This window comes from Flavobacterium terrigena (assembly GCF_900108955.1).
GTDB classification, from domain to species: domain Bacteria; phylum Bacteroidota; class Bacteroidia; order Flavobacteriales; family Flavobacteriaceae; genus Flavobacterium; species Flavobacterium terrigena.
On record NZ_FNYA01000001.1, the window covers coordinates 413,620 to 436,333 of the forward strand.

The following is a 22,714-nucleotide window of genomic DNA, read 5'->3' on the forward strand; positions in this document are numbered from 1 at the left end:
AATGAAAATACTACTCATAGGAGAATTTAGTCGGTTACATAATTCATTAAAAGAAGGACTTTTGGCTTTAGGTCATGAAGTAGTTTTGGTGAATAATGGCGATGGTTTCAAAAATTTTCCTGCTGATATTAGTATTCGTGCCAACTTCTTTAAATCGAAATTAGGAAATATTCCAAGACAAATTTGGTTCAAAATTTTCAAATACGATTTGGGTTTATTGGAACACGGAATCCGTTTTTGGATGATTTCTAAAAAATTGCAACACTATGATGTAGTTCAGTTCATAAATGAAAGTCCGATACAAACAATTTCAAAATTAGAATTATTTTTAATCAAACGAATTTTCAAACAAAACCAAAAAGTCTTCTTATTATGTTGCGGAATTGATTATGTTACTGTCAATCATATGCTTCAAAAAAAAGATCGTTATTCGGTGATGAATGCCTATTTTGATGATATTCCAGAAGCCAAAAAACAATATGATTACTTTTTCGATTTTGTAGATAAACCACATCAAAAAATTCATAAGTTTTTGTATAAAAATATTCGTGGGGTAATTGCTTCCGATTTAGATTATGTGCAACCATTACTTGGAAATAAAAAGTATTTAGGGATTATCGCCAACCCAATAAACACTGATAAAATTACCGTTATTGAAAATAAAATTTCTGATAAAATAAATATATTTTTAGGAATCAATACTGGAAATTCATTTAAAAAAGGTGTTCCGTTTTTTGAATGTGCCATAGCCATAATTCAAGAAAAATATCCAAATAGAATTGAAATTACAATCACAAAAGATATTCCTTATACAGAATACCAAAAACACTTTGAAAAAGCTCATATTTTACTAGATCAAGTTTATGGTTTCGATCAAGGTTTTAATGCTTTAGAAGCGATGGCAAAAGGTAAAGTAGTGTTTACTGGTGCAGAAACAGAATTTACGAATCAATATGGTTTACAAGAAGACGAAGTGGCTATAAATGCCTTAGCAGATGTAGATTATTTAGTAGAAAAACTATCTTTCTTAATTGAAAATCCTTCAGAAATTGAACGAATTGGTAAAAATGCGATTCAATTTATTCAAAAAGAACATCATTATATTACTCAAGCTGAGAAGTATCTTGAGGTTTGGAAAACCAATTAAACTTTTCTTTCAAAAATAACAATACTACAACTATCATAAAAAACTCATACGGAAAAGCATATTTAGCATTTGTTCCATAAACCACTAACGCTTGTAAAATGGCAGCAGCATGAATAAAAGCTAAAAGTATCATTATCGTATTAATTTTTCTATTTTTAAGTAAGTCGTATAAATAGTAAAAACTCAATAATAAGAAGGCAAATTTCAAAATTAAGACTATAATCATTTGAATGGAATTTATAACTGAAATGACAGAATTAAAAGCATTATCTTGAAATTCCATAAGTGGTTTCATATCGTAAACTTTCCAAAAATCAAACCACGAATTGGTAATCGCATAATAAAAATAATCGCCTAAATTAGAAGCAATTGTTGCCTTTGCATACTTTCCGAATTGATTCGTAACATCAGCAAATTTGGTATATTTCGGAGCTAAATGCTGACCGCCCCAAACTTTCCAAACTGCCATGGAAGCATCTTCTCCATTCTTCAACATTTCATCTCTATATTTCACATAAGGCTTAATGATATAATCATATTCTTTTGGTCCTTTTTCTGCAAAATAAAGGCAATTTTGAGCTAAATTTAATCCAAAATAAGCTGTTGGTTCGAAATATCCAATCTTCTCTTCCACAAAACTACACCAACTAAAATAAGCATACATTGGCAAAATAAAAATGATTAATTTCACAGAAACCAACTTCTTAACAGAGAATTTTTTAATAAGATATAAAGCAAAAATTAAAAACGGATAGAATATAAAAAACGGCTTGATTAAGATTAAAATTGCCAAAAGTATACTCAGTACAACTTCAACAATAATTTCCTTTTTCTCAAAATAATTGTTCAGTAAGAAGTAAAATACAATTGAGTTTAACAGCAACATAAAAGTTTCAGCCAAAATAAAAGTCTCATAGAAGAAATTCTGTAAATATAAAGCAGAAAACAGCGTAACAAAAAACGCAACTTTATTCGAAAAATTGAGATTAACTAGAGTTTTAAACCAAAAAAATGCCGTAATCATTCCCATAAGCATTTGTACTAAAACCACTAAAATTTTATCGTGATTGAGCAGATAAACAAGATACGGATAACCTGGAGTTCTTTCGCCAATATAATCGTCAAAATTATTGTTGATTAATTCTGTTACAAAATGATTAAACGCCCAACTATCAGGTGATTCAGAAAAAGTGTTGTAACCCATAAAAAAGAATAATTTTGCAATAAAAAGCAGTAAAATTAATCCGTAAATGTGTTTGTTATTTAGTAAATGTGATTTCATTTTTTTGTTTTAAAAAATTATTTTTTATAAATAGTAAAACGATAGTAATCATTATAAATTCAAATGGAAAACTGTATCTAGCATTGGATCCATAAACGACTAAAGCTTGCAAAACTGCAGTTGAAACCACAATTAAAACTAATAATAATTCGATACTAAAAAGTCTGTTTTTGAAAAATTTAAAAACATAAATCGGAATTAAAAGTAAAAATAAGGTTTTGATAATTCGCAAAAACACACTTTGAAATTTCCATACATACTTAACAAAAATAGAACTCTCTAATGAATTTGAACTCACTATTTCTACGTTCCAAAACTCTTTAAAAGAAAGAAAAATTACTTGTTTTATATACAATCCAAAATTGTTTTTAATAGTGGCATCGGCGCATTTTCCAAACTCATTTGACAATTGTGGAAAGCTCATTTTTTTGTATTCAAAATCGCCATTATCAACAGCATACCAAATACACATTGGATTTCCTAGTCCATTTTCCGAATGTAATGCTCTTTGTTTTAAATACGGAGCTTTTATCCAATTGAATTCTTCTGGTGCTTTTTCGATAAAATTAACACAATTCTGAATTTTATTTAACCCAAAATAAGTAGAAGAGACAAAATAACCCGTGTTTAAAAAATTCACATAAGACCAAGAAATAAAAACAAATAATGGCAAAATTAAAACAATCATTTTCTGTTTAATGATAACTTTCCAATTGAAATTATTGTAAGCGAAATATACAAAAATCACAAACGGCAAGTAAATATAAAATGGTTTTAAAAGCACTAAAATAGCCAAACAAAATGAAGTTTCTAAAATCTGATTTTTTAAAATATAATAAATTAATAAAGTGACTAAAAACAGATTAATGGTTTCGATCAATATTGCATTTTCATATGACAAAACATGAATAAAAGAACTGAATACCAAAGAAATAGCTAATGAAATAATAGAATTAAATTTAAAGTGTTTTAGAATTTTATACCAAAATACACTTGAAATAATTCCAATTATAATTTGAAATAAAACTACTAACTCAATCGAATTTCCAAAAAAACAAATTAGCAAAGAATAGCCAGGAGAACGACCGCCAAAATAACCTTTGATGGAACCTGAAGAAATGAGTTTAGCCAATTCTAAATACGTTGCACTATCATTTGTTAACAGTATATTTTGATTGAAAAAATAAAATAGAATTCTAAAAATCAAACCTAAAATGACTAAAATTGAAATAGGATATTTTTCAAAAAATTTAATCATATTTTCTATAAATTTGAAATAATTGAAAAGGCAGCTTCAAAAAATCTGAAAATTTAATTTTTGAATTTCCGATTTCTTCCCATTTTTCTAGAGGAATTTCTTTAACAACTTCACTTAAATCATTTGTTTTTTGCAAACGTTTTAGCAATTCCACATCAAACAACCATTTGGAAACAAAAGGTTTCTCAAAAATTAGTTTAGCCGTTTCATAATCAATGACTTTTGCACCACATTGCGTATCATAAACGGCAACTTTCAATATAAACTGACTCACAATTGTAGCGAAAATTCGACCAAAATAATGTCTTTTCAGAGATCTTTTCACACCGTTTCCAATCAATTTAATTCGAGCTCCCATTACTATTTTATAGTTAGGATTTTGAATTGAGAATTGAATTAGTTTATCTAACTCTGAAAAAGGAGTTGCCAAATCGGCATCGAAATAAGAAATAAAATCTACGTCTGAAATAGACAAAACTGCAGAACGAATCGCTTCCGCTTTACCACCATTTTTATTCAATTTCAAGACTTCAACATTTGAAAATTTTGATTTGAATTGTTCTAAAATTTCAATCGTATTATCGGAACTTCCATCATCAACCAACAAAAAATTATAGCGAGGAAATCCATCGAAAATTTGATGAAAATTCTCCAATTTAATTCTTTCTACTTCGTTATAAAACGGGATTACAATCACTATATTCATCTGAAAATTTTTCTAAAATAAATTACTAAAACTAACAAATAAGTAAAATAAGTAAAAGTATGCGCAACAACAATTCCTTCAATTCCAATAGCGTGTAACATCCAATTTGTCGAGTAATACATGATAAACAAAGAAACTATTTCGGTAATTATAAAGGCTTTCGTGAGTTTTTTTGCAATTAAAATAGTTCCAAAAATTAAGGAAGTCGCTTTTAATAAATCGCCCACCAACTGTCCTAAAAACAAGGTTTCCATGGTTTCAAATTCTGTAGAAAACAAAACTTTAATAATAAAGTGTCGCAATAAATATATCAATGCTAAACCAATAGCAAATATTGGGATAATCGTTTTAAAATAATTGATAATTATCGCTTTTGTATTTGAATTAGATTCAGACAATTTCGGATAAAAATAAATTGTCATTATGGAAGAAACAAACAACAAATAATAAGACGAAATTCGCTGCAAACCTTCATAAATTCCAGCGTTTTTCAAACCCGTAATTTCAATAACATCAGTACGAATTTCTAATAATACAAACGAACCAATTACTCCAGAAACCAAAGCCATTAGTACATATTCTGACAAGTTTTTAACTACCGATAAATCGAAAGATGAAAACGAAAAAACATCAGAAATTGAGATGAAATTTCTAAGATAAAAAAGACTCACAAAAAACACAAAAACGGGTGCGAAAACTAATGAAATTAAAGCTCCAAAAGTAGTATAATAATAGATTAGAAAAACTGAAAATAACAAAGCAATACTGCTTGAAATGATCTGAATATAAATTACTTTTTTGTATTCTTGAAAGCCGTTAACTACTGAAATACAAAACGTTGAAAAAACATATAATGGAAATAAAATTGCCAAAACATAAAATACAAAACTATATATTTCAGAATGATTAAATATTTGTTTAGATAAATAATTGGCTCCAAAAATTAAAAACAAACTAATAAGCATTGAAGAAGCTAAAAGTAGTAAGCCAAAAGTAGCTAAAACCGATTTCAATTTAGGCTTATCATATTGATATTCAGAAACATATTTTACAATAGCATTCTGAATTCCAAGTAATGAAAAATTTTCTACTACATTTAAGAAGGCTCTAAAATTTCCAACATAAGCCATTCCGTTTGCGCCAACAAAAATAGCTAAAGCTTTGGAAGTAATGAAACCGAAAACCAATTTCAACAAAATATGAACGCTATTCAAAGAAGTTATTTTGAATAAAGGCTGTTGAATTATTTTCTTAATTTCAGACAATTAATAGTTATTTAAAGTGGAAACAATATGTGAAATTTCTTCTTCTGAAAGCACAGAACTCATCGGTAAACTCAATACTTCATGATGAATTTTTTCTGTAATTGGCAAACTCAAATGATTGAAATTTTGTAAGGCTTTTTGTTTATGCGGTGGAATTGGATAATGAATTATAGTTTCAATTCCGTTTTTCAGTAAATATTCCTGTAAATCATCTCTGTTTTGGGTACGAATTACGAACAAATGAAACACGTGTTTGTCGGATTTTTCGCAAATTGGCAAATTAATTTTAGTATTCTTAATTTCAGCAAAATAACGTTTCGCCACGTTTTGTCGCGCTTCGTTTTCAGCATTTAAATGTGGTAATTTTATACTTAAAAAAGCGGCTTGTAATTCATCTAAACGAGAATTTACACCAATATAATCGTTATGATATTTTTTGTCAGAACCATAATTTCTTAGTGAAAATAAAACTTTTGCTAAATTATCATCGTTAGTTGTAATCGCCCCGCCATCACCTAAAGCGCCCAAATTTTTACCTGGATAAAAGCTGAAACCACGAGCGTGACTTCCTTCAAAAGGCAATCCGTGAGCTTGAGCAGCATCTTCAATAATTAGTAAATCATGTTTGCAACCCAACTCCATAATTTTATCCATTTCAGCCAATTGACCATATAAATGAACTAACAAAATAGCTTTGGTTTTAAGTGTTATTTTTTCTTCAATTAAATCCGGATTGATATTGTATGTTTCTATATTTGGTTCTACAAAAACTGGAACTAAATCAGCTTGTAAAACAGCTAAAATACTAGCAATATAAGTATTAGCTGGAATAATTACTTCGTCACCTTTTTGTAAATTTCCAAGTTGAATGTAGGCTTTTAAAATCAATACCAAAGCATCAAGTCCATTCCCTACTCCAATGCAATATTTTGAGTTGGAATAGTGAGCAAAACTTTGTTCAAATTGTTTGACTTCGTTACCTAAAATATACCAGCCTTTATCTAAAAATTCCTTTGTTTTAGATAAAAATTGTGTTTCAAAAGGTTGATTTAGTTTTTGTAAATCGAGAAATTTTATCATATTAAAACCGATTTTAATTTAACAAAATTCTTGGTTTCCACTTCATAAAAATCTTGAGTAAAAGTTCTAGCTCCAAAAGTTTCTTTCCAATATTGTAACCCTTGATTAATGTTCTTTCCCTGATTTTCATTTGAAATTCCGAAATCGAAAAAATCATAATCGACGTAAACCGTTGTAATTAAATAATGAAATAAATAATCTAATGCAGCATGTTGGTTTTTATCACCAATTGTTGAACTATATTGTACATGAACCGTTTTTTTATCAATAAATAAAGTTGCTCCAGCCAATATTTTGTCATTTTCATAAACGTTATATTGTACAATTTGATTTGGAAATTTCTCTTGTAATAACTTCATTTCAAGATGTGTATGAACTGGCTTAGTTTCATGCTTACTATCCAAATTCGGTGCTAAAACTTCCGTCCAAAAGTTAGTAAAATAAGTTTCCTTTTTAATTTCTAAACCTATTTTTTTGGAGCGATTAACACATCTTACTCTTTTCGGATCAATTTTAAATTGATGTTTTAAATCAATTGTTGACAAAGCATCCCTTCTAATTAATTTCGCTTCAGATAAAAATAAAACATAATTTAGTTCTTCTGAAGGTTGTAAACAATAGAAAGATGGAATTAACTTAAAACTGACTGTTTCTATATTATTTTCATTCAAAAAACGAAGAATATCAGAATAAATTGGAATAAATTTCTCTAATTTTAATGAAGAATCAATTACAATTCCACCATAAGTTAAACCCTGATGTGAATATATTTTATTCTCAGAAACATTAGCTGGGAAAATAGCTTTCAAATTCTCTTTCTCATCAAAAACTAATAAAGAAAAATCTTGAAATCTATCGGAATGATATTCCATAAAATCTCTGTGAAATAAAAAAGTAGCATTTTTGGCATTTGCTACAAAATCATTCCACCTTTGATAGTGTTCGGAAGTATATTTTATTATTTTATATCTATTCATTAATGCAGTCCATATTTAATGAATCGCATTTTTATAGGTATTTGCTAAGCAAATTTTAATAAGTTGCGATTTCATAAAGCAAATCTTTGGGGAAATTAGTAAAATTTATTACTTTGGTAAAATTATTCACCATAAATATTAAATTTACCTCCATTTGATGAAAAAATTACTTGTATTTTTCTTGTTTATATTTCAGCAAAGTTTTTCTCAAGATATTGGTTTATTCAATCAATTTAATGGAAGATATGATTTTACTTTTGTGGGAAACACACTTAACCCAACTGAAAACTCCTTTCAAACACTTCCACCAACAGTATTTACAACTTCGGATGCCACTTTAACTTTAAATTCTGGTGATGTTATTGAAAGTGCTTATTTATATTGGGCAGGTTGTGGAACGGGTGATTTTAATGTAAAATTAAATGGGACCGATATCACTGCAACCAGAACTTTTTCAAATGTATTAGATCAAGGTATAGTTTTTAATTTTTTTAGTGCTTTTGCAGATGTAACTTCTCAAGTTCAAGCAACAGGAACTGGCATTTATACTCTTTCAGATTTAGACGTAAGTACATTCATAGATCATCATGCTCAAAATAGTACAAATTTTGCTGGTTGGGCTTTAATTGTAGTTTATAAAAACCTGGCTTTACCCTTAAATCAATTGAATATTTATGATGGAATGCAAGTGGTTTCCATTGTGCAAAACTTTTTAGACGTTCCATTAAATGCATTAAATGTAATTGACAATGTAGACGCAAAAATTGGTTTTTTAGCTTGGGAAGGCGATAGCGGTTTGGCTGTTAATGAAACTTTAAGAATTAATGGAAACATTATTAGTAATCCGCCTTTAAATCCTGCAAACAATGCGTTTAACGGAACAAATTCGGTTACCAATTCTAATTCACTTTATAATATGGATTTGGATATTTATAACATTCAAAATAATATAAATGTAGGTGATACTTCGGCTTTAATTCAACTTACTTCAGGACAAGATTATGTTATGGTAAATGCGATTGTAACCAAATTGAATAGTCAATTACCAGATGCTCGTATTACATTTGAAGCACCCGATTTGAGTTGTAACGTTAGAGTTTTAGAAATTGATTACACCGTAACCAACATGAATTCGACTGCCGATTTACCTGCAAATACTCCAATTACTTTTTATGCAGATGGTGTTTCAGTTGGTTCAGCATTTACACAGAATATAATTCCGATGGACGGTTTTGAGGATGGAACAATTACTTTAATTATTCCAGCTACGATTCCTTTACAATTTACTTTAACAGCACAAGTTGACGACACAGGAAATGGAACAGGAATTCATAATGAAATCTCAGAAATTAATAATTCTTTTAGTTTACCAATTCGTCTTTTGGCCTCACCAAATTTTAATCAACCAGAAGATGTATTAAGCTGTAATTTAGGATTTACTCGTGCTATTTTTGATTTTTCTTCAAATGAAAATTCAATAAAAATCAACACTACTGATTTAGTATCATTTTATGAAACTGAAAATGATGCTATTGCTGAAATAAATCAAATAGCTAATACAACAAATTATGAAGCTGTAACTACTCCAAAAAGGATTTGGGTTCGAATAGAAAATACAGATGGCTGTTTTTCAATTGCTTCTTTCTTATTAAAATCACATAATTGTGAACCAATTATTTACAATGCAGTTTCACCAAATAATGATGGTTTAAACGATGTTTTCTTTATTGAAGGTTTACGAAACATATTCCTTAATTTCCAATTAGAAGTTTACAATCGTTGGGGAAGATTAATTTGGACAGGAGATAACAACAAACCCGATTGGAATGGAAAAGCAGAAAATGCTGTAGGAAATGAAGACGCTCCTGGTGGTACATATTACTACATTTTATATTTAAACGATCCTGAATATCCAACTCCAATGAATGGCTATTTACTTTTAAAAAGATAAAACTTTAACTAAATAAACAAACCTTAAAAATTAATTATGAAGAAAATCTTTGCTCTATTATCAATTATTTGCATTACAAATATATTTGCGCAAACGGAAGAACAAGAATTTGAAAAAATGCTTAAAATTGGTCAAGAACTAAAATACCAAACGGGAACTATACATTTTTCTTCTGGTAATGCCACATTAAATGTTCCAAAAGGTTTTAAATTTTTAGATGGACCACAAACGCAAAAAGTTTTAAAAGATATATGGGGAAATCCTGAAGACACCACAATTTTAGGTTCAATTTTACCAGAAGACAAAGGTGTTTTAGGTAGTGACAGTTGGATGTTTATTATTAATTATGTTGAAGATGGATTTGTCAAAGATGGTGATGCTGATGATATCAATTATGACGATTTATTAAAAGATATGAAAGAAGAAATTACCGCTTCAAATCCTGATAGAACGGCACAAGGTTTTCCTTCTATTGACTTGATCGGTTGGGCTTCAAAACCATTTTACGATAAAAATTTAAAAGTACTACATTGGGCAAAAGAATTAAAATTTGGCACGGATGAAAGTAATACTTTAAACTACGACTTAAGAGTTTTAGGAAGAAAAGGAATGTACAATATTTCTGCAGTTGCTGGAATGGCACAATTAAACGAAGTTAAAAAAAGTATTCCATTAATTATAAAAAGTGTTCAATACAATGAAGGATTTAAATATTCTGATTTTGATGAAGATAATGACCACGTAGCAGAATGGACAATTGGTGGTTTAATTGCTGGTAAAGTTTTAGCTAAAGTTGGATTTTTTGCTATTTTAGCGAAATTCGGAAAGTTCATTGTTATTGGTTTAATTGCAGGTTTTGGCGTTATCAAGAAATTCTTTTTTGGAAATAAAGAACAACAAATGACGAAACCTGAAGTGATTGCTCCAAAAAATGAAGACGAAACAACTTTAGAAGAATAAAACCCCACAATTACATTGAAAAAGACAAATGGAATTGAAATTACCAATATAATTTTAATTATAGTTTCGGCTATTTTTGCTTTCATTTGTCCTTTTCAAACTTTTCTTTTAGTGTATGCCTTTCTTGGTCCGCTACATTATCTCACGGAAATTAATTGGCTACAACAACGAAATTATTTTCTGCAAAACAAAACTGATGTTAACTATCTGTTTATTCCCATAATTGCAATTGGAAGTATTGTCTATATTCCAAGTTTAGCTGCATTAAAACCTGTAATTCCATTTCTATTATTTTTCACTTTATTAGTTTCGATTTTTAACTCATCGGAAAACATAAAACTTTATAGAAATTGGAAGTTTATCTTATTGTTAATTGTTGGAATTGCTACGTCTTTCTACTTTAGAAACTATTTCCACACTTTCTTTTCAATATTTCTCCCATCTTTAATTCACGTATTTATTTTTACAGGAATTTTTATCCTTTCTGGATTTCTAAAAACGAGAAATAACTTGTCGTTACTAACTTTTATTACTTTTTTAGCTATGAGTTTATTTTTATTGAATTTCAATTTAAACACGTTCTCTATTGAAGAAAACATACATTCAAAATACCAATCATTTGAAAAATTAAATCAAACTATTTTATCTATTTTTGGAGAAGAGAACAACACCAAACACAACATTTATTTTTCCAATTTCGGAATTAAACTAATGCAATTTATCGCCTTCGCATACACTTATCATTACTTAAATTGGTTTTCTAAAACATCAATTATTCAATGGCATAAAACCACGAAAACAAAATTTAGTGTAATTATTTTAATTTGGATTGTATCCGTACTACTCTATTTATATAATTACAAAACCGGATTATACTGGCTATACTTATTGAGTTTAACTCATGTAATTTTAGAATTCCCATTGAATATAACATCTGTTAAAAGTCAATTTAAAAATAACCATTACCAATAATTTTCCTATTTTTAGCACACAAAAAACCAAAACTATGCGAATATTTAAACTCTTAATAGTCCTTCTGACTGTTAATTTAAGTTTTAGTCAAGACTATTTTCCAAAAAATGATGGCGTAAAACAAACCTTCAAAAACGTGGTAGCTGTAACAAACGCTACAGTTTACACTTCATCAAATGTAAAAATTGAAAAAGCAACAATTTTAATAAAAGATGATAAAATTCAAGAAATTGGTACACAAGTTTCAATTCCAAAAGAAGCGACAATAATTGATGCAACTGGTAAAACTATTTATCCATCATTTATTGATTTGTATACCGAATTTGGTATTCAAAAACCACAAGCCAAACCAAGAAACTCAAGATCACCACAATACGATTCGGAAAGAAACGGATATTATTGGAATGACCACATTAGAGCCGATTTCAATGCCTCTGAAAATTTAAATTACGATGAAAATGTGGCTAAAGCTTTAAGAGAAACTGGTTTCGGGACGGTTTTAAGTTTTAATAACGACGGAATTGTAGCTGGAACAGGTTTACTTTGGACATTAAATGATGCTGAAAATAACGCAACTCGAATCTTAAATAAAAAAATATCACAACATTTTACTTTCAAAAGAAGTTCTCTTTCAGGACAATCTTATCCTTCTTCTTTAATGGGAAGCATGGCTTTAATTCGTCAATTGTATCACGATGCAAAATGGTACGCAGCTGGCGGTTCAAAAACAAAAGATGCGTCCTTAGAAGTTTTCAACCAGAATAAAAATTTATTGCAAATATTTAATGCTGGCGATAAATTAAACATTTTAAGAGCCGATAAAATTGGTGACGAATTTGGTGTCAACTACATCATTAAAGGTAGCGGAAACGAATTGGAACGAATTGAAGAAGTTAAAAAAACGAATGCGACTTTAATTATGCCAATTAATTTCCCTGACGCGTATGATGTTTCAGATTCATTTTTAGCAGAACAAGTGGTTTTATCTGACATGAAATTTTGGAATCAAGCACCTTATAATTTAAAAGTACTTGCTGAAAATAATATCAATTTTGCTTTAACGACTGCCGATTTAAAAAATCCAAAAGACTTTTTAACGAACTTAAGAAAAGCTGTAGAATTAGGATTTCCAAAAGAAAAAGCAATTGCCGCTTTGACAGAAATTCCAGCAAAAATTGCAAATCAAAACAATATTGGTTCTTTGAAAAAAGGAAATTTAGCCAATTTTATTATTGTAAGTGGTGATATTTTCGATGTTAAAAATACTATTCAAGAAAACTGGATTCAAGGAAACAGATTTGTAATTGAAAAAATTCAGCCTTCAGATATTAGAGGCAAATACGATTTAACTCTAGATAATACGAAATACGATTTATCAATTGATGGTGAAGCTTCAAAAATAGATGCTAAAATTTCTCAGGATAAAGTAGAATTCGGAACAAAACTGACTTACAACGAACCTTGGATTACAATGGTTATTAAAGGTAAAGATTCTGTTTCGTCAAAATTCATTAGAATTTCAGGATTCAAATCGGAAACTGGTTTATCAGGAAAAGCCATTTTAGAAAACGGTAAAGAAGTTACTTGGACTGCTGTCAAAAAAGCAGCTGCAGAAGTTAAAAAAGAGGAGAAAAAAGAAGAGAAAAAAACGCCTGTTTTTTATCCTGTAACTTTCCCAAACATGGCTTTTGGAAACAATTCGAAACCGAAACAAGAAACGATTTTATTTAAAAACGCAACGGTTTGGACAGGTGAAAAAGACGGAATCTTAAAAGAAACAGATGTTTTAATTGAAAACGGAAAAATTGTAAAAATTGGTAAAAACTTATCCCAAAAAGGAAAAGTTATTGATGCAACAGGAAAACACTTAACTGCTGGAATTATTGACGAACATTCACATATTGCTATTTCAAATGGTGTGAACGAAGGCGGACAAAATTCTTCAGCTGAAGTAACTATTGAAGATGTAGTAAATTCTGAAGATATCAATATTTACAGAAACTTAGCAGGTGGAGTTACATCAGCAAATTTATTACATGGTTCTGCTAATCCAATTGGTGGTCGAGCTGCGTTTATCAAATTAAAATGGGGTTACAATCCTGATGAAATGTTAGTAAAAGATGCTCCAAAATACATCAAGTTTGCTTTAGGTGAAAACGTAAAACAATCGAATTGGGGTGATGTGGAAAGATTACGTTTTCCTCAATCTCGTATGGGTGTAGAACAAGTTTATGAAGACTATTTTTCTCGTGCCATTGCGTACAAAAAAGAATGGGATTCGTACAATGCAACTAAAGGAAAAATTGCGCCACGATTTGATATCGAATTAGAGACTTTAAGTCAAATTTTAAACAAAAAACGTTTCATCACTTGTCACTCTTACGTACAATCTGAAATTAATATGTTAATGAAAGTGGCTGAAAAGTATAATTTCAAAATCCAAACGTTTACGCATATTTTAGAAGGTTATAAAGTGGCTGATAAAATGGCGAAACATGGTGTTGGTGGTTCAACTTTCGCAGATTGGTGGGGTTATAAATTTGAGGTAAACGATGCAATTCCTTATAATGCAGCACTTATGAATAATGTTGGTGTAACGGTTTCAATCAATTCTGATGATGCGGAAATGTCGAGAAGATTAAATCAAGAAGCTGGAAAAACATTAAAATATGGTGGTGTAACGGAAGAAGCAGCTTGGAATTTCGTGACTTTAAATCCAGCTAAATTATTACAAGTTGATGATAAAGTAGGAAGTATTAAAGTGGGTAAAGATGCCGATGTAGTACTTTGGTCTGATAATCCGTTAACGATTTATGCAAAAGCGGAAAAAACGGTTGTGGACGGAATTGTTTTCTTTGATATTGATCAGGAAAATGCGAAAAACGAAATGGTTCAAAAAGAAAGAAATGAATTAATTAATTTATTGTTAGATGCCAAAAACAAAGGTTTAAAAACACAAGAACCAAAGAAAAAATCGAGCGGACATTATCACTGTGATACACTTGGTGAAAAATGTAGAGAATTTCACGCTAAATACAACAACTAATGAAAAAACTAACATACATATTAGCACTAACTTCACTAGTAAGTTTTGCTCAACAAACTCCAGCACCAAAGCAAACCAAATCCATTTTAATTATGGGTGGAACGGCACATTTAGGTAATGGAAGAATTCAAGAAGACTGTTTAATTTCTATTATCGATGGGAAAATTGTTACCGTTGCTGATGGAAAATTAGCTAGACCTAGCAAACATGATATTGTTATTCAAGCAGATGGAAAACATATTTATCCAGGTTTCATCGCACCAAATTCAACTTTAGGATTAGTGGAAGTTGATGCCGTTCGTGCTTCAGATGATGAAAGTGAAATTGGAGAATTCAATCCACATATTAGAAGCATCATTGCTTATAATACCGAATCTAAAATAACAGAATCAGCAAGACCAAATGGGGTTTTATTAGCGCAAATTACACCACGTGGCGGAAGAATTTCTGGAACTTCGTCTGTCGTACAATTAGATGCTTGGAACTGGGAAGACGCTATCGTTAGAGAAAATGACGGAATTCATATGCGTTGGCCAAGTAGCTACGCGAGATTAGGTTGGTGGGCTGAACCAGGTGGTATCGAACCAAACAAAAAATACGACGAACAAACTAAAGCCATTCAATTGTTTTTTGACCAATCTTTAGGCTATTCTAATTCGGATAAAAAAGTAAAAGATATTCCTTACGATGCTATGAACGGTTTACAAAGCGGCGATAAAACCTTATATGTAAACGCGAATGGCGAAAAAGAAATTACAGATATAATCTTATTCAAAAAGAAAAACAACATTAAAAAATTAGTGATTGTTGGTGGTTATAACGCACACAAAATTGCCGATTTATTAAAAGAGAACAATGTTTCGGTTTTATTAAGAAGAGTGCATGATGTACCAAATTCTGAAGATGAAGATGTGAATTTACCTTATAAAATTGCTAAAATCTTAACAGATAAAGGAATTATTGTTGGTTTAGAAAATGCAGGTGATATGGAACGTATGCAAACGAGAAATATTCCGTTTTATGCAGGAACTTGTGCCGCTTGGGGAATGAACAAAGAAGATGCGTTGAAATTAATCACATCAAATACGGCTAAAATTTTAGGTATTGATGCGAAATATGGAACGTTAGAAAGCGGAAAAAGCGCTACCCTATTCATTTCTGAAGGAGATGCTTTAGACATGAAAACGAATAAATTATCACACGCTTTTATTGATGGAAGACAAATTAGTTTAGAAAGTCATCAAACGGAATTATACGAAAGATACAAAGATAAGTACGAAGCACAAGGTACAAAGCCAGAAGTAAAAAACTAAATCTCAAATTATCAATTTTCAAAGTCGCAAAGCCATTCGTTTTGCGACTTTGTTTTTATCTCTAAAAAAGATAACTTTGTAACTTATATTCTTACAACTTAGTCATTCAAAATGAAGCAAATCACGTCCATTCAAAATCCGTTTGTAAAAAACTTAGTTTTATTGCAAGACAAAGCCAAAGCACGAAAACAATCGGGTACTTTTATTATTGAGGGACAACGTGAAATTGAATTAGCTGTAAAAGGCGGTTACGAATTAGAAACTGTTTTGTTTTTACCAGAAATCATTTCGGAAAATCAAATCAAGAAATTAACTTCACAACAAGTTGAATTAGTTGAAATTTCAAAAGAAGTCTACCAAAAATTAGCTTATCGCGATACAACAGAAGGGATTATTGCTATTGCCAAATCGAAACCATTACAATTATCGGATTTAAAATTATCCAAAAACCCATTAATTTTAGTCGCAGAAGGATTAGAAAAACCAGGGAATTTAGGCGCTTTATTACGTACAGCTGATGCTGCAAATATTGATGCGGTAATTATTGCCAATCCAAAATCGGATATGTACAATCCAAATATTGTCCGTTCTAGCGTAGGTTGTTTGTTTACACGACAAATTGCCGTTGCCACTTCAGAAGAAGCGATTGCTTATTTAAAAGAGAATAACATTAATATTTATTGTGCGACTTTACAAGATTCAGCAACCTATCATACACAAAACTATAACGAACCAACGGCTTTAGTTGTTGGAACAGAAGCCACAGGAATTACAGAAGTTTGGCGACAAAACTCTACCAAAAACATCAACATTCCAATGCAAGGTATTATCGATTCAATGAATGTTTCGGTAGCTGCTGCGATTTTACTATTCGAAGCCAAAAGACAAAGAGGATTTTAATTAATCAATGTGTCAATAAGCCATAAAAAAACTTAAACAATCAACTACAACCAAAAACAATATAAAAATGAAAAAACTACTATTAATAACATTTCTAACTACTTTCAGTGCATTTTCTCAAATCACAGAAAAACAAATTGATGAAGTTGCAGAAAACACATTAAAAGCATTCAACGTTCCTGGTGTAGCCGTTGCTGTTGTAAAAGATGGAAAAATCATTCACAGTAAAGGTTACGGAGTAAAATCTATTCTAAAAAAAGATAAAGTAGATGGAAATACACTTTTCGGAGTAGCTTCAAATAGTAAAGCTTTCACAACTGCTGCTATTGCAATGTTAGTTGATGAAAAGAAAATGAATTGGGATGATAAAGTTGTTAAACACTTACCAAATTTCAAAATGTATAATGATTATGTTACGAATGAATTCACAATTCGCGATTTAGTAACACACAGAAGTGGTTTAGGTTTAGGCGCAGGAGATTTAATGATTTGGCCTGACGGAAGTAATTTCAAACCAAAAGATATTATTGAAAATTTACAATATTTAAAACCAGTTTCAGCTTTCAGAACAAAATACGATTATGATAATTTATTGTACATCGTTGCTGGTGAAGTAATTGAAAAAGTAAGCGGTTTATCTTGGTGCGATTTCATCGAAACTAAAATCATGAAACCTTTAGAAATGAACAATAGTGCGGGTTCTTTTTTACGTTTAAAAGACACAACAAATATTATTGTTCCACACGTTCCAACTGACGGAAAATTAAAAGTTATTTCTCGATACAAAAATCAAACTTTTGATGCAGCTGCTGGAATTTATTCTTCTGTAAACGACATGAGTAAATGGATGATTATGCAATTACAACAAGGAAAATATGGTTCAGAAAAGCAATTTAAAGTGTTTTCAGAAGCACAACACAATGAAATGTGGCAATTACAAACTATCATTCCTGCAAGAACAAGAGAACCTTATTTTACGCACTTTTCTGGTTATGGTTTAGGTTGGTTTTTAAGTGATGTGAAAGGTTACAAACAAGTGACTCATACTGGTGGTTTAGAAGGAATTGTAACGCAAGTCACACTAATTCCAGAATTAAATTTAGGAATTGTGGTATTAACCAATCAACAATCTGGTGCGGCTTTTAACGCAATTACAAATACTATTAAAGATGCTTATTTAAAAATCGAGTATAAAGATTATGTCAAAATTTTAAGTGATAGAGAAAAAAACAATATCGCTGAAGCGGATAAAGTTACAACGGAAGTTTGGGCAAAAATTGCAGATAACAAAAAGCAAAAAGTAAAAATTGAAGCCAAAAACTATGTTGGCACTTACAAAGACAATTGGTTCGGAAATATTACTATTACGGAGAAAAAAGGGCAACTGTATTTCAATTCAGAGCGTTCTCCACAATTAGCTGGTGAAATTTTCTTCTACAAAGACAATACTTTTGCTGTGAAATGGTTTAACAGAAGTTTTAATGCTGATGCTTTAATTACTTTTTCAGCAAACAATACCAATATTAAAATGGTACCAATATCAGATTTAACTGATTTCAGCTACGATTTTCAGGATTTAGATTTTAATAAACAATAAATTAAAAATGGCGTTCTTTTTTAGAACGCTTTTTTTTTTGATATCTGACTTTTAAACACTATTTTTATATACTCCAAAAATTGAATATGACAGAGATAGATTTAGAAGCCGAAAAAAAAGCCATAGCTCAAGAATATAAAGAGTTACTTCGCATTAGTTATCAAAGTTTAACAGATGAAGATAAGAAGCTAATTCGTAAGGCATTTGACGTAGCAGTAGAAGCCCATAAAGAACAAAGAAGAAAATCAGGTGAAGCCTATATTTTTCATCCTATTGCTGTGGCTAAAATTGTAGCTTCTCAAATTGGTTTAGGTTCCACAGGTATTGCTTCTGCCCTATTGCATGATGTGGTGGAAGATACTGACATTACTATTTCTGACATTGAAAAAATGTTTAATCCTAAAATTGCCAAAATTGTTGAAGGATTAACCAAAATTCCAAAAGTAAAAAACGACCAAGAAATTTCACTTCAAGCGGAGAATTTCAGAAAAATGTTGTTGACATTAAACGACGATGTTCGAGTAATTCTAATCAAAATCGCCGATAGGTTGCACAACATGCAAACTATGGACGGAATGGTCGATTATAAACAAGCCAAAATCGCATCAGAAACCTTATATATTTATGCGCCACTCGCCCATCGATTAGGTTTGTATAATATCAAAACACAATTAGAAGATTTAGGTTTAAAATATACTGAACCAGAAGTTTATGCGGATATTTTTAGCAAAATAAAAGAAACTAAAGAAGAACAAGATGCTTATATTAAAGCTATTTCTGATGTTTTAGGCAAATCTATGAAAGATGAAGGAATCGATTTTATCATCAAAGGTCGACCAAAATCTATTTATTCTATTCGAAGAAAAATGAAAGCACAAGGTGTCACTTTTGATGAAGTGTACGATAAATTTGCGCTTAGAATCATTTATAAATCTAATCTTCATGATGAAAAATTCCTAGCTTGGAAAATTTATTCGGTTGTGACAGATCATTACCGACCAAGTCCAAGTCGTTTACGCGATTGGATTTCTTCACCAAAATCGACAGGTTACGAAGCTTTACACATTACCGTAATGGGACCATTGGGTCGTTGGGTAGAAATTCAAGTTCGAAGTGAACGAATGGATGAAATTGCGGAGAAAGGTTATGCAGCACATTACAAATATAAAAATAACGCTACCGAAGAAAATAGCTTAGAAATTTGGCTGAACCAACTGAAAGAAGCGCTTGAAAATTCGAACAATAATGCGGTAGATTTTGTAGAAGATTTCAAACTGAATTTATACGCAAAAGAAATATACATCTTCACACCAAAAGGAGAAATTAAATCGTTACCAAAAGGTGCAACTTCATTAGATTTTGCATTTAGCATTCACTCGGAAATTGGTGTAAAAACTCGTGGTACAAAAGTTAACGGAAAATTAGTGCCTTTAAATTATGTTTTAAATAGTGGCGATCAAGTCGAAATTATTACATCTCCAAATCAAAAACCAACCATTCATTGGTTAGATTATGTAACGACGGCTCGAGCTAAAAACAAAATTAAAAACGTATTAAACGATAATATCAAAAAAATTGGCGAAGACGGAAGAGAAATTCTTACTCGAAAATTACGTCATTTAAAAATTACGTTAAACGAAAATACAATCAACGAATTGGTAAACTATTTTAAACTTCAAACCAGTTTAGATTTATTTTACCGAGTTGGAATTGGTGCTATTGAAAATCAGCAATTACGCGATTATGCAGCACAAAAAAGCAATACTTTAGTCAATTTTTTCAAGAAAACCATTAAGAGAAGTCCAGGTTCTAATGATGAGAAAATTCAGAAAAACGATAATACTAAAAAATTAGATTTATTAGTTTTCGGAACAGAACAAAGTAAATTAGAATACAAATTATCACCTTGTTGTAATCCAATACCTGGTGATAATGTTTTCGGATTCGTAACGATAAACGAAGGAATTAAGGTCCATAAAACAGATTGTCCGAATGCCATTAGTTTACAATCTAATTTTGCATACCGAATTGTTCAAGCTAAATGGATAGATTCTACACAAGAAGAATTTAACGCCATTTTAAAGATCACAGGAATGGATGTTATCGGATTAACAAATGAATTAACAAAAGTCATTTCAAATCAAATGAACGTTAACATACAAAGTATCAGCTTAAACACTGAAGCTGGAATATTTAACGGGCAAATTACAGTTGTGGTTCAAAATAATATAATTCTTAAAAAATTAATTGAAAACATCAAAACGGTTGACGGAATTGATAAAGTAACTAGAGTTTATAATAATTAGTAAAGAGCAACTATTAGTTATTAATTAAAAAAAAGTTTTTTACTTTTCACTAATCACTTTTCACTAATCACTTTTTACTAATCACTTTTTACTATATTTGCAAATCTTTTCATTTAAACAGCAAATGGATAACAACCAAAATCAAGAAACGGTTAAAAACGTTTTTACAAAATACCTTGAAGAAAAAGGGCATCGCAAGACACCTGAGCGCTATGCTATACTTCAAGAAATTTACGAGAATCAAGAACATTTTGATATAGAATCTTTGTACATCAAAATGAAAAACAAAAATTATCGTGTTTCTCGTGCGACTTTATACAACACCATCGAATTATTATTGGATTGTAAACTAGTACGCCGTCATCAGTTTGGTCAAAACCAAGCGCATTACGAAAAATCTTATTTCGACAAACAACACGACCATATTATTTTAACGGATACAGGAGAAGTTATAGAATTTTGCGATCCACGTATTCAGCAAATCAAACAAACTATGGAAGAAATGTTCGGAATCAATATTGAAACACATTCCTTATATTTTTACGGAACGAAAAATAAATAAAATTGCAACTAAATTAACCCTGAACTTAACTGTTTAGGACAACACAACAACACAATGAATGTAGACTTACTACTCGGATTACAATGGGGTGACGAAGGAAAAGGAAAAATCGTCGATGTATTAACTTCAAAATACGACATTATTGCGCGTTTTCAAGGAGGACCAAATGCTGGACATACACTTGAATTTGACGGAATTAAGCATGTTTTAAGAACTATTCCATCTGGAATTTTTCATAAAAATAATGTAAACATCATCGGAAATGGTGTTGTTATGGATCCTGTAGTGTTTCAAAAAGAAATTGAAGGATTAGAAAAATTTAATTTAGATATCAAATCAAAATTATTACTTTCAAGAAAAGCACATTTAATTTTACCAACTCACCGTTTATTAGATGCAGCATCTGAAGCATCTAAAGGAAAAGCAAAAATTGGTTCTACATTAAAAGGAATTGGCCCAACTTATATGGACAAAACTGGTAGAAATGGTTTAAGAATTGGTGATATTGAAATGGCTGATTTCAAAGAAAGATACCGCGCTTTAGCAGACAAACATGAAGCTATGATTGCTTTTTACGATGTAAACTTGCAATATAATTTAGCAGAAATGGAAGATGAATTTTTCGCAGCTGTGGAAGAATTAAAAACATTAACTTTCATAGATTCAGAAGAATATTTAAACAAAGCCTTAAAAGCTGGAAAAACGATTTTAGCAGAAGGCGCACAAGGTTCGTTATTAGATGTAGATTTTGGAACATATCCATTTGTAACTTCTTCTAACACTACTGCTGCTGGAGCTTGTACTGGTTTAGGTATTGCACCAAATAAAGTAAAAGAAGTTTTCGGAATTTTCAAAGCATACACTACTCGTGTTGGAAGTGGACCTTTCCCTACAGAACTTTTTGATGAAGTTGGTGCAAATATGGCTAAAATTGGTAACGAATTCGGTTCAGTAACTGGTCGTGCACGTCGTTGTGGATGGTTAGATTTAGTCGCTTTAAAATATGCTGTTGAAGTAAATGGAGTAACTGAATTATATATGATGAAAGGTGATGTTTTATCTGGATTCGAAACCTTAAAAGTTTGTACAGCTTACAACTATAAAGGAGAAACTTTGAAGCATTTCCCTTACAATATTGAACCAGAAAATGTCCAACCAATTTATACAGAAATGAAAGGTTGGCAAGCAGATTTAACAGGTATGACAACATATGAAGAATTACCTTCTGAATTAAAAACTTACATTGAATTCATTGAAAAAGAATTAGAAGTGCCAATAAAAGTGGTTTCTGTTGGACCAGACAGAACACAAACTATCACAAGATAAATTTTAAAAATCCCGAGCAATCGGGATTTTTTTATTTATGTTATATTCATAACAAAGTAATCCAAA

Annotated in this window: 17 protein-coding genes; 11 read left to right on the top strand and 6 right to left on the bottom strand. The window is 30.4% G+C overall.

Features of this window, described 5'->3' with window-relative positions:
* The first annotated feature begins 1 nt into the window (after position 1).
* The gene (locus tag BMX42_RS01955) at positions 2 to 1,147 is read left to right on the top strand and encodes a glycosyltransferase (protein ID WP_091307677.1); all 1,146 of its coding nucleotides are present in this window, start codon (positions 2 to 4) and stop codon (positions 1,145 to 1,147) included.
* On the opposite strand, the gene BMX42_RS01960 is transcribed toward BMX42_RS01955, so the two are convergent.
* The 6 genes from BMX42_RS01960 to BMX42_RS01985 are packed head-to-tail and all read right to left on the bottom strand — an operon-like array spanning position 1,104 to position 7,715.
* On the bottom strand, positions 1,104 to 2,429 hold the full coding sequence (locus BMX42_RS01960) for a hypothetical protein (RefSeq protein WP_091307681.1): 1,326 nt from the start codon (positions 2,427 to 2,429) through the stop codon (positions 1,104 to 1,106). The two genes, BMX42_RS01955 and BMX42_RS01960, sit on opposite strands and share 44 nt — an antisense overlap.
* Positions 2,407 to 3,687: a hypothetical protein gene (locus BMX42_RS01965; protein ID WP_091307685.1), complete on the bottom strand. Its 1,281-nt coding sequence runs from the start codon at positions 3,685 to 3,687 to the stop codon at positions 2,407 to 2,409. The genes BMX42_RS01960 and BMX42_RS01965 overlap by 23 nt, the downstream gene beginning before the upstream one ends.
* Positions 3,680 to 4,393: a glycosyltransferase gene (locus BMX42_RS01970; protein WP_091307688.1), complete on the bottom strand. Its 714-nt coding sequence runs from the start codon at positions 4,391 to 4,393 to the stop codon at positions 3,680 to 3,682. The genes BMX42_RS01965 and BMX42_RS01970 overlap by 8 nt, the downstream gene beginning before the upstream one ends.
* Positions 4,390 to 5,607, bottom strand: coding sequence for an O-antigen translocase (locus BMX42_RS01975; protein ID WP_177169098.1), 1,218 nt, complete (start codon positions 5,605 to 5,607; stop codon positions 4,390 to 4,392). Before BMX42_RS01975 ends, BMX42_RS01970 begins: the two co-directional genes overlap by 4 nt.
* A 51-nt stretch (positions 5,608 to 5,658) precedes the next feature.
* On the bottom strand, positions 5,659 to 6,738 hold the full coding sequence (locus BMX42_RS01980; protein ID WP_091307696.1) for a DegT/DnrJ/EryC1/StrS family aminotransferase: 1,080 nt from the start codon (positions 6,736 to 6,738) through the stop codon (positions 5,659 to 5,661).
* Positions 6,735 to 7,715 carry a GNAT family N-acetyltransferase gene (locus tag BMX42_RS01985; RefSeq protein WP_091307699.1) on the bottom strand — a complete coding sequence of 327 codons (981 nt, stop codon included), beginning with the start codon at positions 7,713 to 7,715 and terminating at the stop codon, positions 6,735 to 6,737. Before BMX42_RS01985 ends, BMX42_RS01980 begins: the two co-directional genes overlap by 4 nt.
* 157 nt (positions 7,716 to 7,872) lie before the next feature.
* Here BMX42_RS01985 and BMX42_RS01990 point away from each other — a divergent pair, with 157 nt between their 5' ends.
* The 10 genes from BMX42_RS01990 to BMX42_RS02035 all read left to right on the top strand — a co-directional run bounded on the left by BMX42_RS01990 (position 7,873) and on the right by BMX42_RS02035 (position 22,648).
* Positions 7,873 to 9,666 (top strand): T9SS type B sorting domain-containing protein, encoded by a 1,794-nt coding sequence (locus tag BMX42_RS01990; protein ID WP_091307703.1) that lies wholly within the window; start codon positions 7,873 to 7,875, stop codon positions 9,664 to 9,666.
* Between the two features lie 36 nt (positions 9,667 to 9,702).
* Positions 9,703 to 10,626 carry a DUF2167 domain-containing protein gene (locus tag BMX42_RS01995; RefSeq protein ID WP_091307707.1) on the top strand — a complete coding sequence of 308 codons (924 nt, stop codon included), beginning with the start codon at positions 9,703 to 9,705 and terminating at the stop codon, positions 10,624 to 10,626.
* A gap of 15 nt (positions 10,627 to 10,641) precedes the next feature.
* Positions 10,642 to 11,598 (top strand): hypothetical protein, encoded by a 957-nt coding sequence (locus BMX42_RS02000; protein WP_091307710.1) that lies wholly within the window; start codon positions 10,642 to 10,644, stop codon positions 11,596 to 11,598.
* A gap of 34 nt (positions 11,599 to 11,632) precedes the next feature.
* A complete protein-coding gene (locus BMX42_RS02005) occupies positions 11,633 to 14,644 on the top strand; it encodes an amidohydrolase family protein (protein WP_177169099.1) in 3,012 nt (1,003 codons plus the stop codon).
* Positions 14,644 to 15,957: an amidohydrolase family protein gene (locus BMX42_RS02010; protein WP_091307714.1), complete on the top strand. Its 1,314-nt coding sequence runs from the start codon at positions 14,644 to 14,646 to the stop codon at positions 15,955 to 15,957. Before BMX42_RS02005 ends, BMX42_RS02010 begins: the two co-directional genes overlap by 1 nt.
* Before the next feature lie 111 nt (positions 15,958 to 16,068).
* Entirely contained in the window at positions 16,069 to 16,857 is a 789-nt protein-coding gene (locus BMX42_RS02015; RefSeq protein ID WP_091307718.1) for a TrmH family RNA methyltransferase, read from the top strand.
* A 67-nt stretch (positions 16,858 to 16,924) separates the two neighbouring features.
* Complete coding sequence (locus tag BMX42_RS02020) at positions 16,925 to 18,454, top strand: serine hydrolase (RefSeq protein ID WP_091307722.1); 1,530 nt, start codon at positions 16,925 to 16,927, stop codon at positions 18,452 to 18,454.
* Positions 18,455 to 18,540: 86 nt separating this feature from the next.
* Entirely contained in the window at positions 18,541 to 20,760 is a 2,220-nt protein-coding gene (locus BMX42_RS02025) for a RelA/SpoT family protein (RefSeq protein ID WP_091307725.1), read from the top strand.
* 124 nt (positions 20,761 to 20,884) lie between these two features.
* On the top strand, positions 20,885 to 21,322 hold the full coding sequence (locus tag BMX42_RS02030; protein WP_091307728.1) for a Fur family transcriptional regulator: 438 nt from the start codon (positions 20,885 to 20,887) through the stop codon (positions 21,320 to 21,322).
* A 54-nt stretch (positions 21,323 to 21,376) separates the two neighbouring features.
* Positions 21,377 to 22,648, top strand: a complete 1,272-nt coding sequence (locus BMX42_RS02035; protein WP_091307731.1) for an adenylosuccinate synthase — start codon at positions 21,377 to 21,379, stop codon at positions 22,646 to 22,648.
* Positions 22,649 to 22,714 lie beyond the last annotated feature (66 nt).

What these genes read in the sequence shown, in the direction of transcription:
- BMX42_RS01990 (WP_091307703.1), top strand. Translation starts at nt 7,873, where the DNA reads ATGAAAAAATTACTTGTATTTTTCTTGTTTATATTTCAGCAAAGTTTT.
- BMX42_RS01965 (WP_091307685.1), bottom strand. Translation starts at nt 3,687, where the DNA reads ATGATTAAATTTTTTGAAAAATATCCTATTTCAATTTTAGTCATTTTA.
- BMX42_RS01955 (WP_091307677.1), top strand. Translation starts at nt 2, where the DNA reads ATGAAAATACTACTCATAGGAGAATTTAGTCGGTTACATAATTCATTA.
- BMX42_RS01960 (WP_091307681.1), bottom strand. Translation starts at nt 2,429, where the DNA reads ATGAAATCACATTTACTAAATAACAAACACATTTACGGATTAATTTTA.
- BMX42_RS01985 (WP_091307699.1), bottom strand. Translation starts at nt 7,715, where the DNA reads ATGAATAGATATAAAATAATAAAATATACTTCCGAACACTATCAAAGG.
- BMX42_RS01995 (WP_091307707.1), top strand. Translation starts at nt 9,703, where the DNA reads ATGAAGAAAATCTTTGCTCTATTATCAATTATTTGCATTACAAATATA.
- BMX42_RS02005 (WP_177169099.1), top strand. Translation starts at nt 11,633, where the DNA reads ATGCGAATATTTAAACTCTTAATAGTCCTTCTGACTGTTAATTTAAGT.
- BMX42_RS02030 (WP_091307728.1), top strand. Translation starts at nt 20,885, where the DNA reads ATGGATAACAACCAAAATCAAGAAACGGTTAAAAACGTTTTTACAAAA.
- BMX42_RS02015 (WP_091307718.1), top strand. Translation starts at nt 16,069, where the DNA reads ATGAAGCAAATCACGTCCATTCAAAATCCGTTTGTAAAAAACTTAGTT.
- BMX42_RS02020 (WP_091307722.1), top strand. Translation starts at nt 16,925, where the DNA reads ATGAAAAAACTACTATTAATAACATTTCTAACTACTTTCAGTGCATTT.
- BMX42_RS01980 (WP_091307696.1), bottom strand. Translation starts at nt 6,738, where the DNA reads ATGATAAAATTTCTCGATTTACAAAAACTAAATCAACCTTTTGAAACA.
- BMX42_RS02035 (WP_091307731.1), top strand. Translation starts at nt 21,377, where the DNA reads ATGAATGTAGACTTACTACTCGGATTACAATGGGGTGACGAAGGAAAA.
- BMX42_RS02025 (WP_091307725.1), top strand. Translation starts at nt 18,541, where the DNA reads ATGACAGAGATAGATTTAGAAGCCGAAAAAAAAGCCATAGCTCAAGAA.
- BMX42_RS02010 (WP_091307714.1), top strand. Translation starts at nt 14,644, where the DNA reads ATGAAAAAACTAACATACATATTAGCACTAACTTCACTAGTAAGTTTT.
- BMX42_RS01970 (WP_091307688.1), bottom strand. Translation starts at nt 4,393, where the DNA reads ATGAATATAGTGATTGTAATCCCGTTTTATAACGAAGTAGAAAGAATT.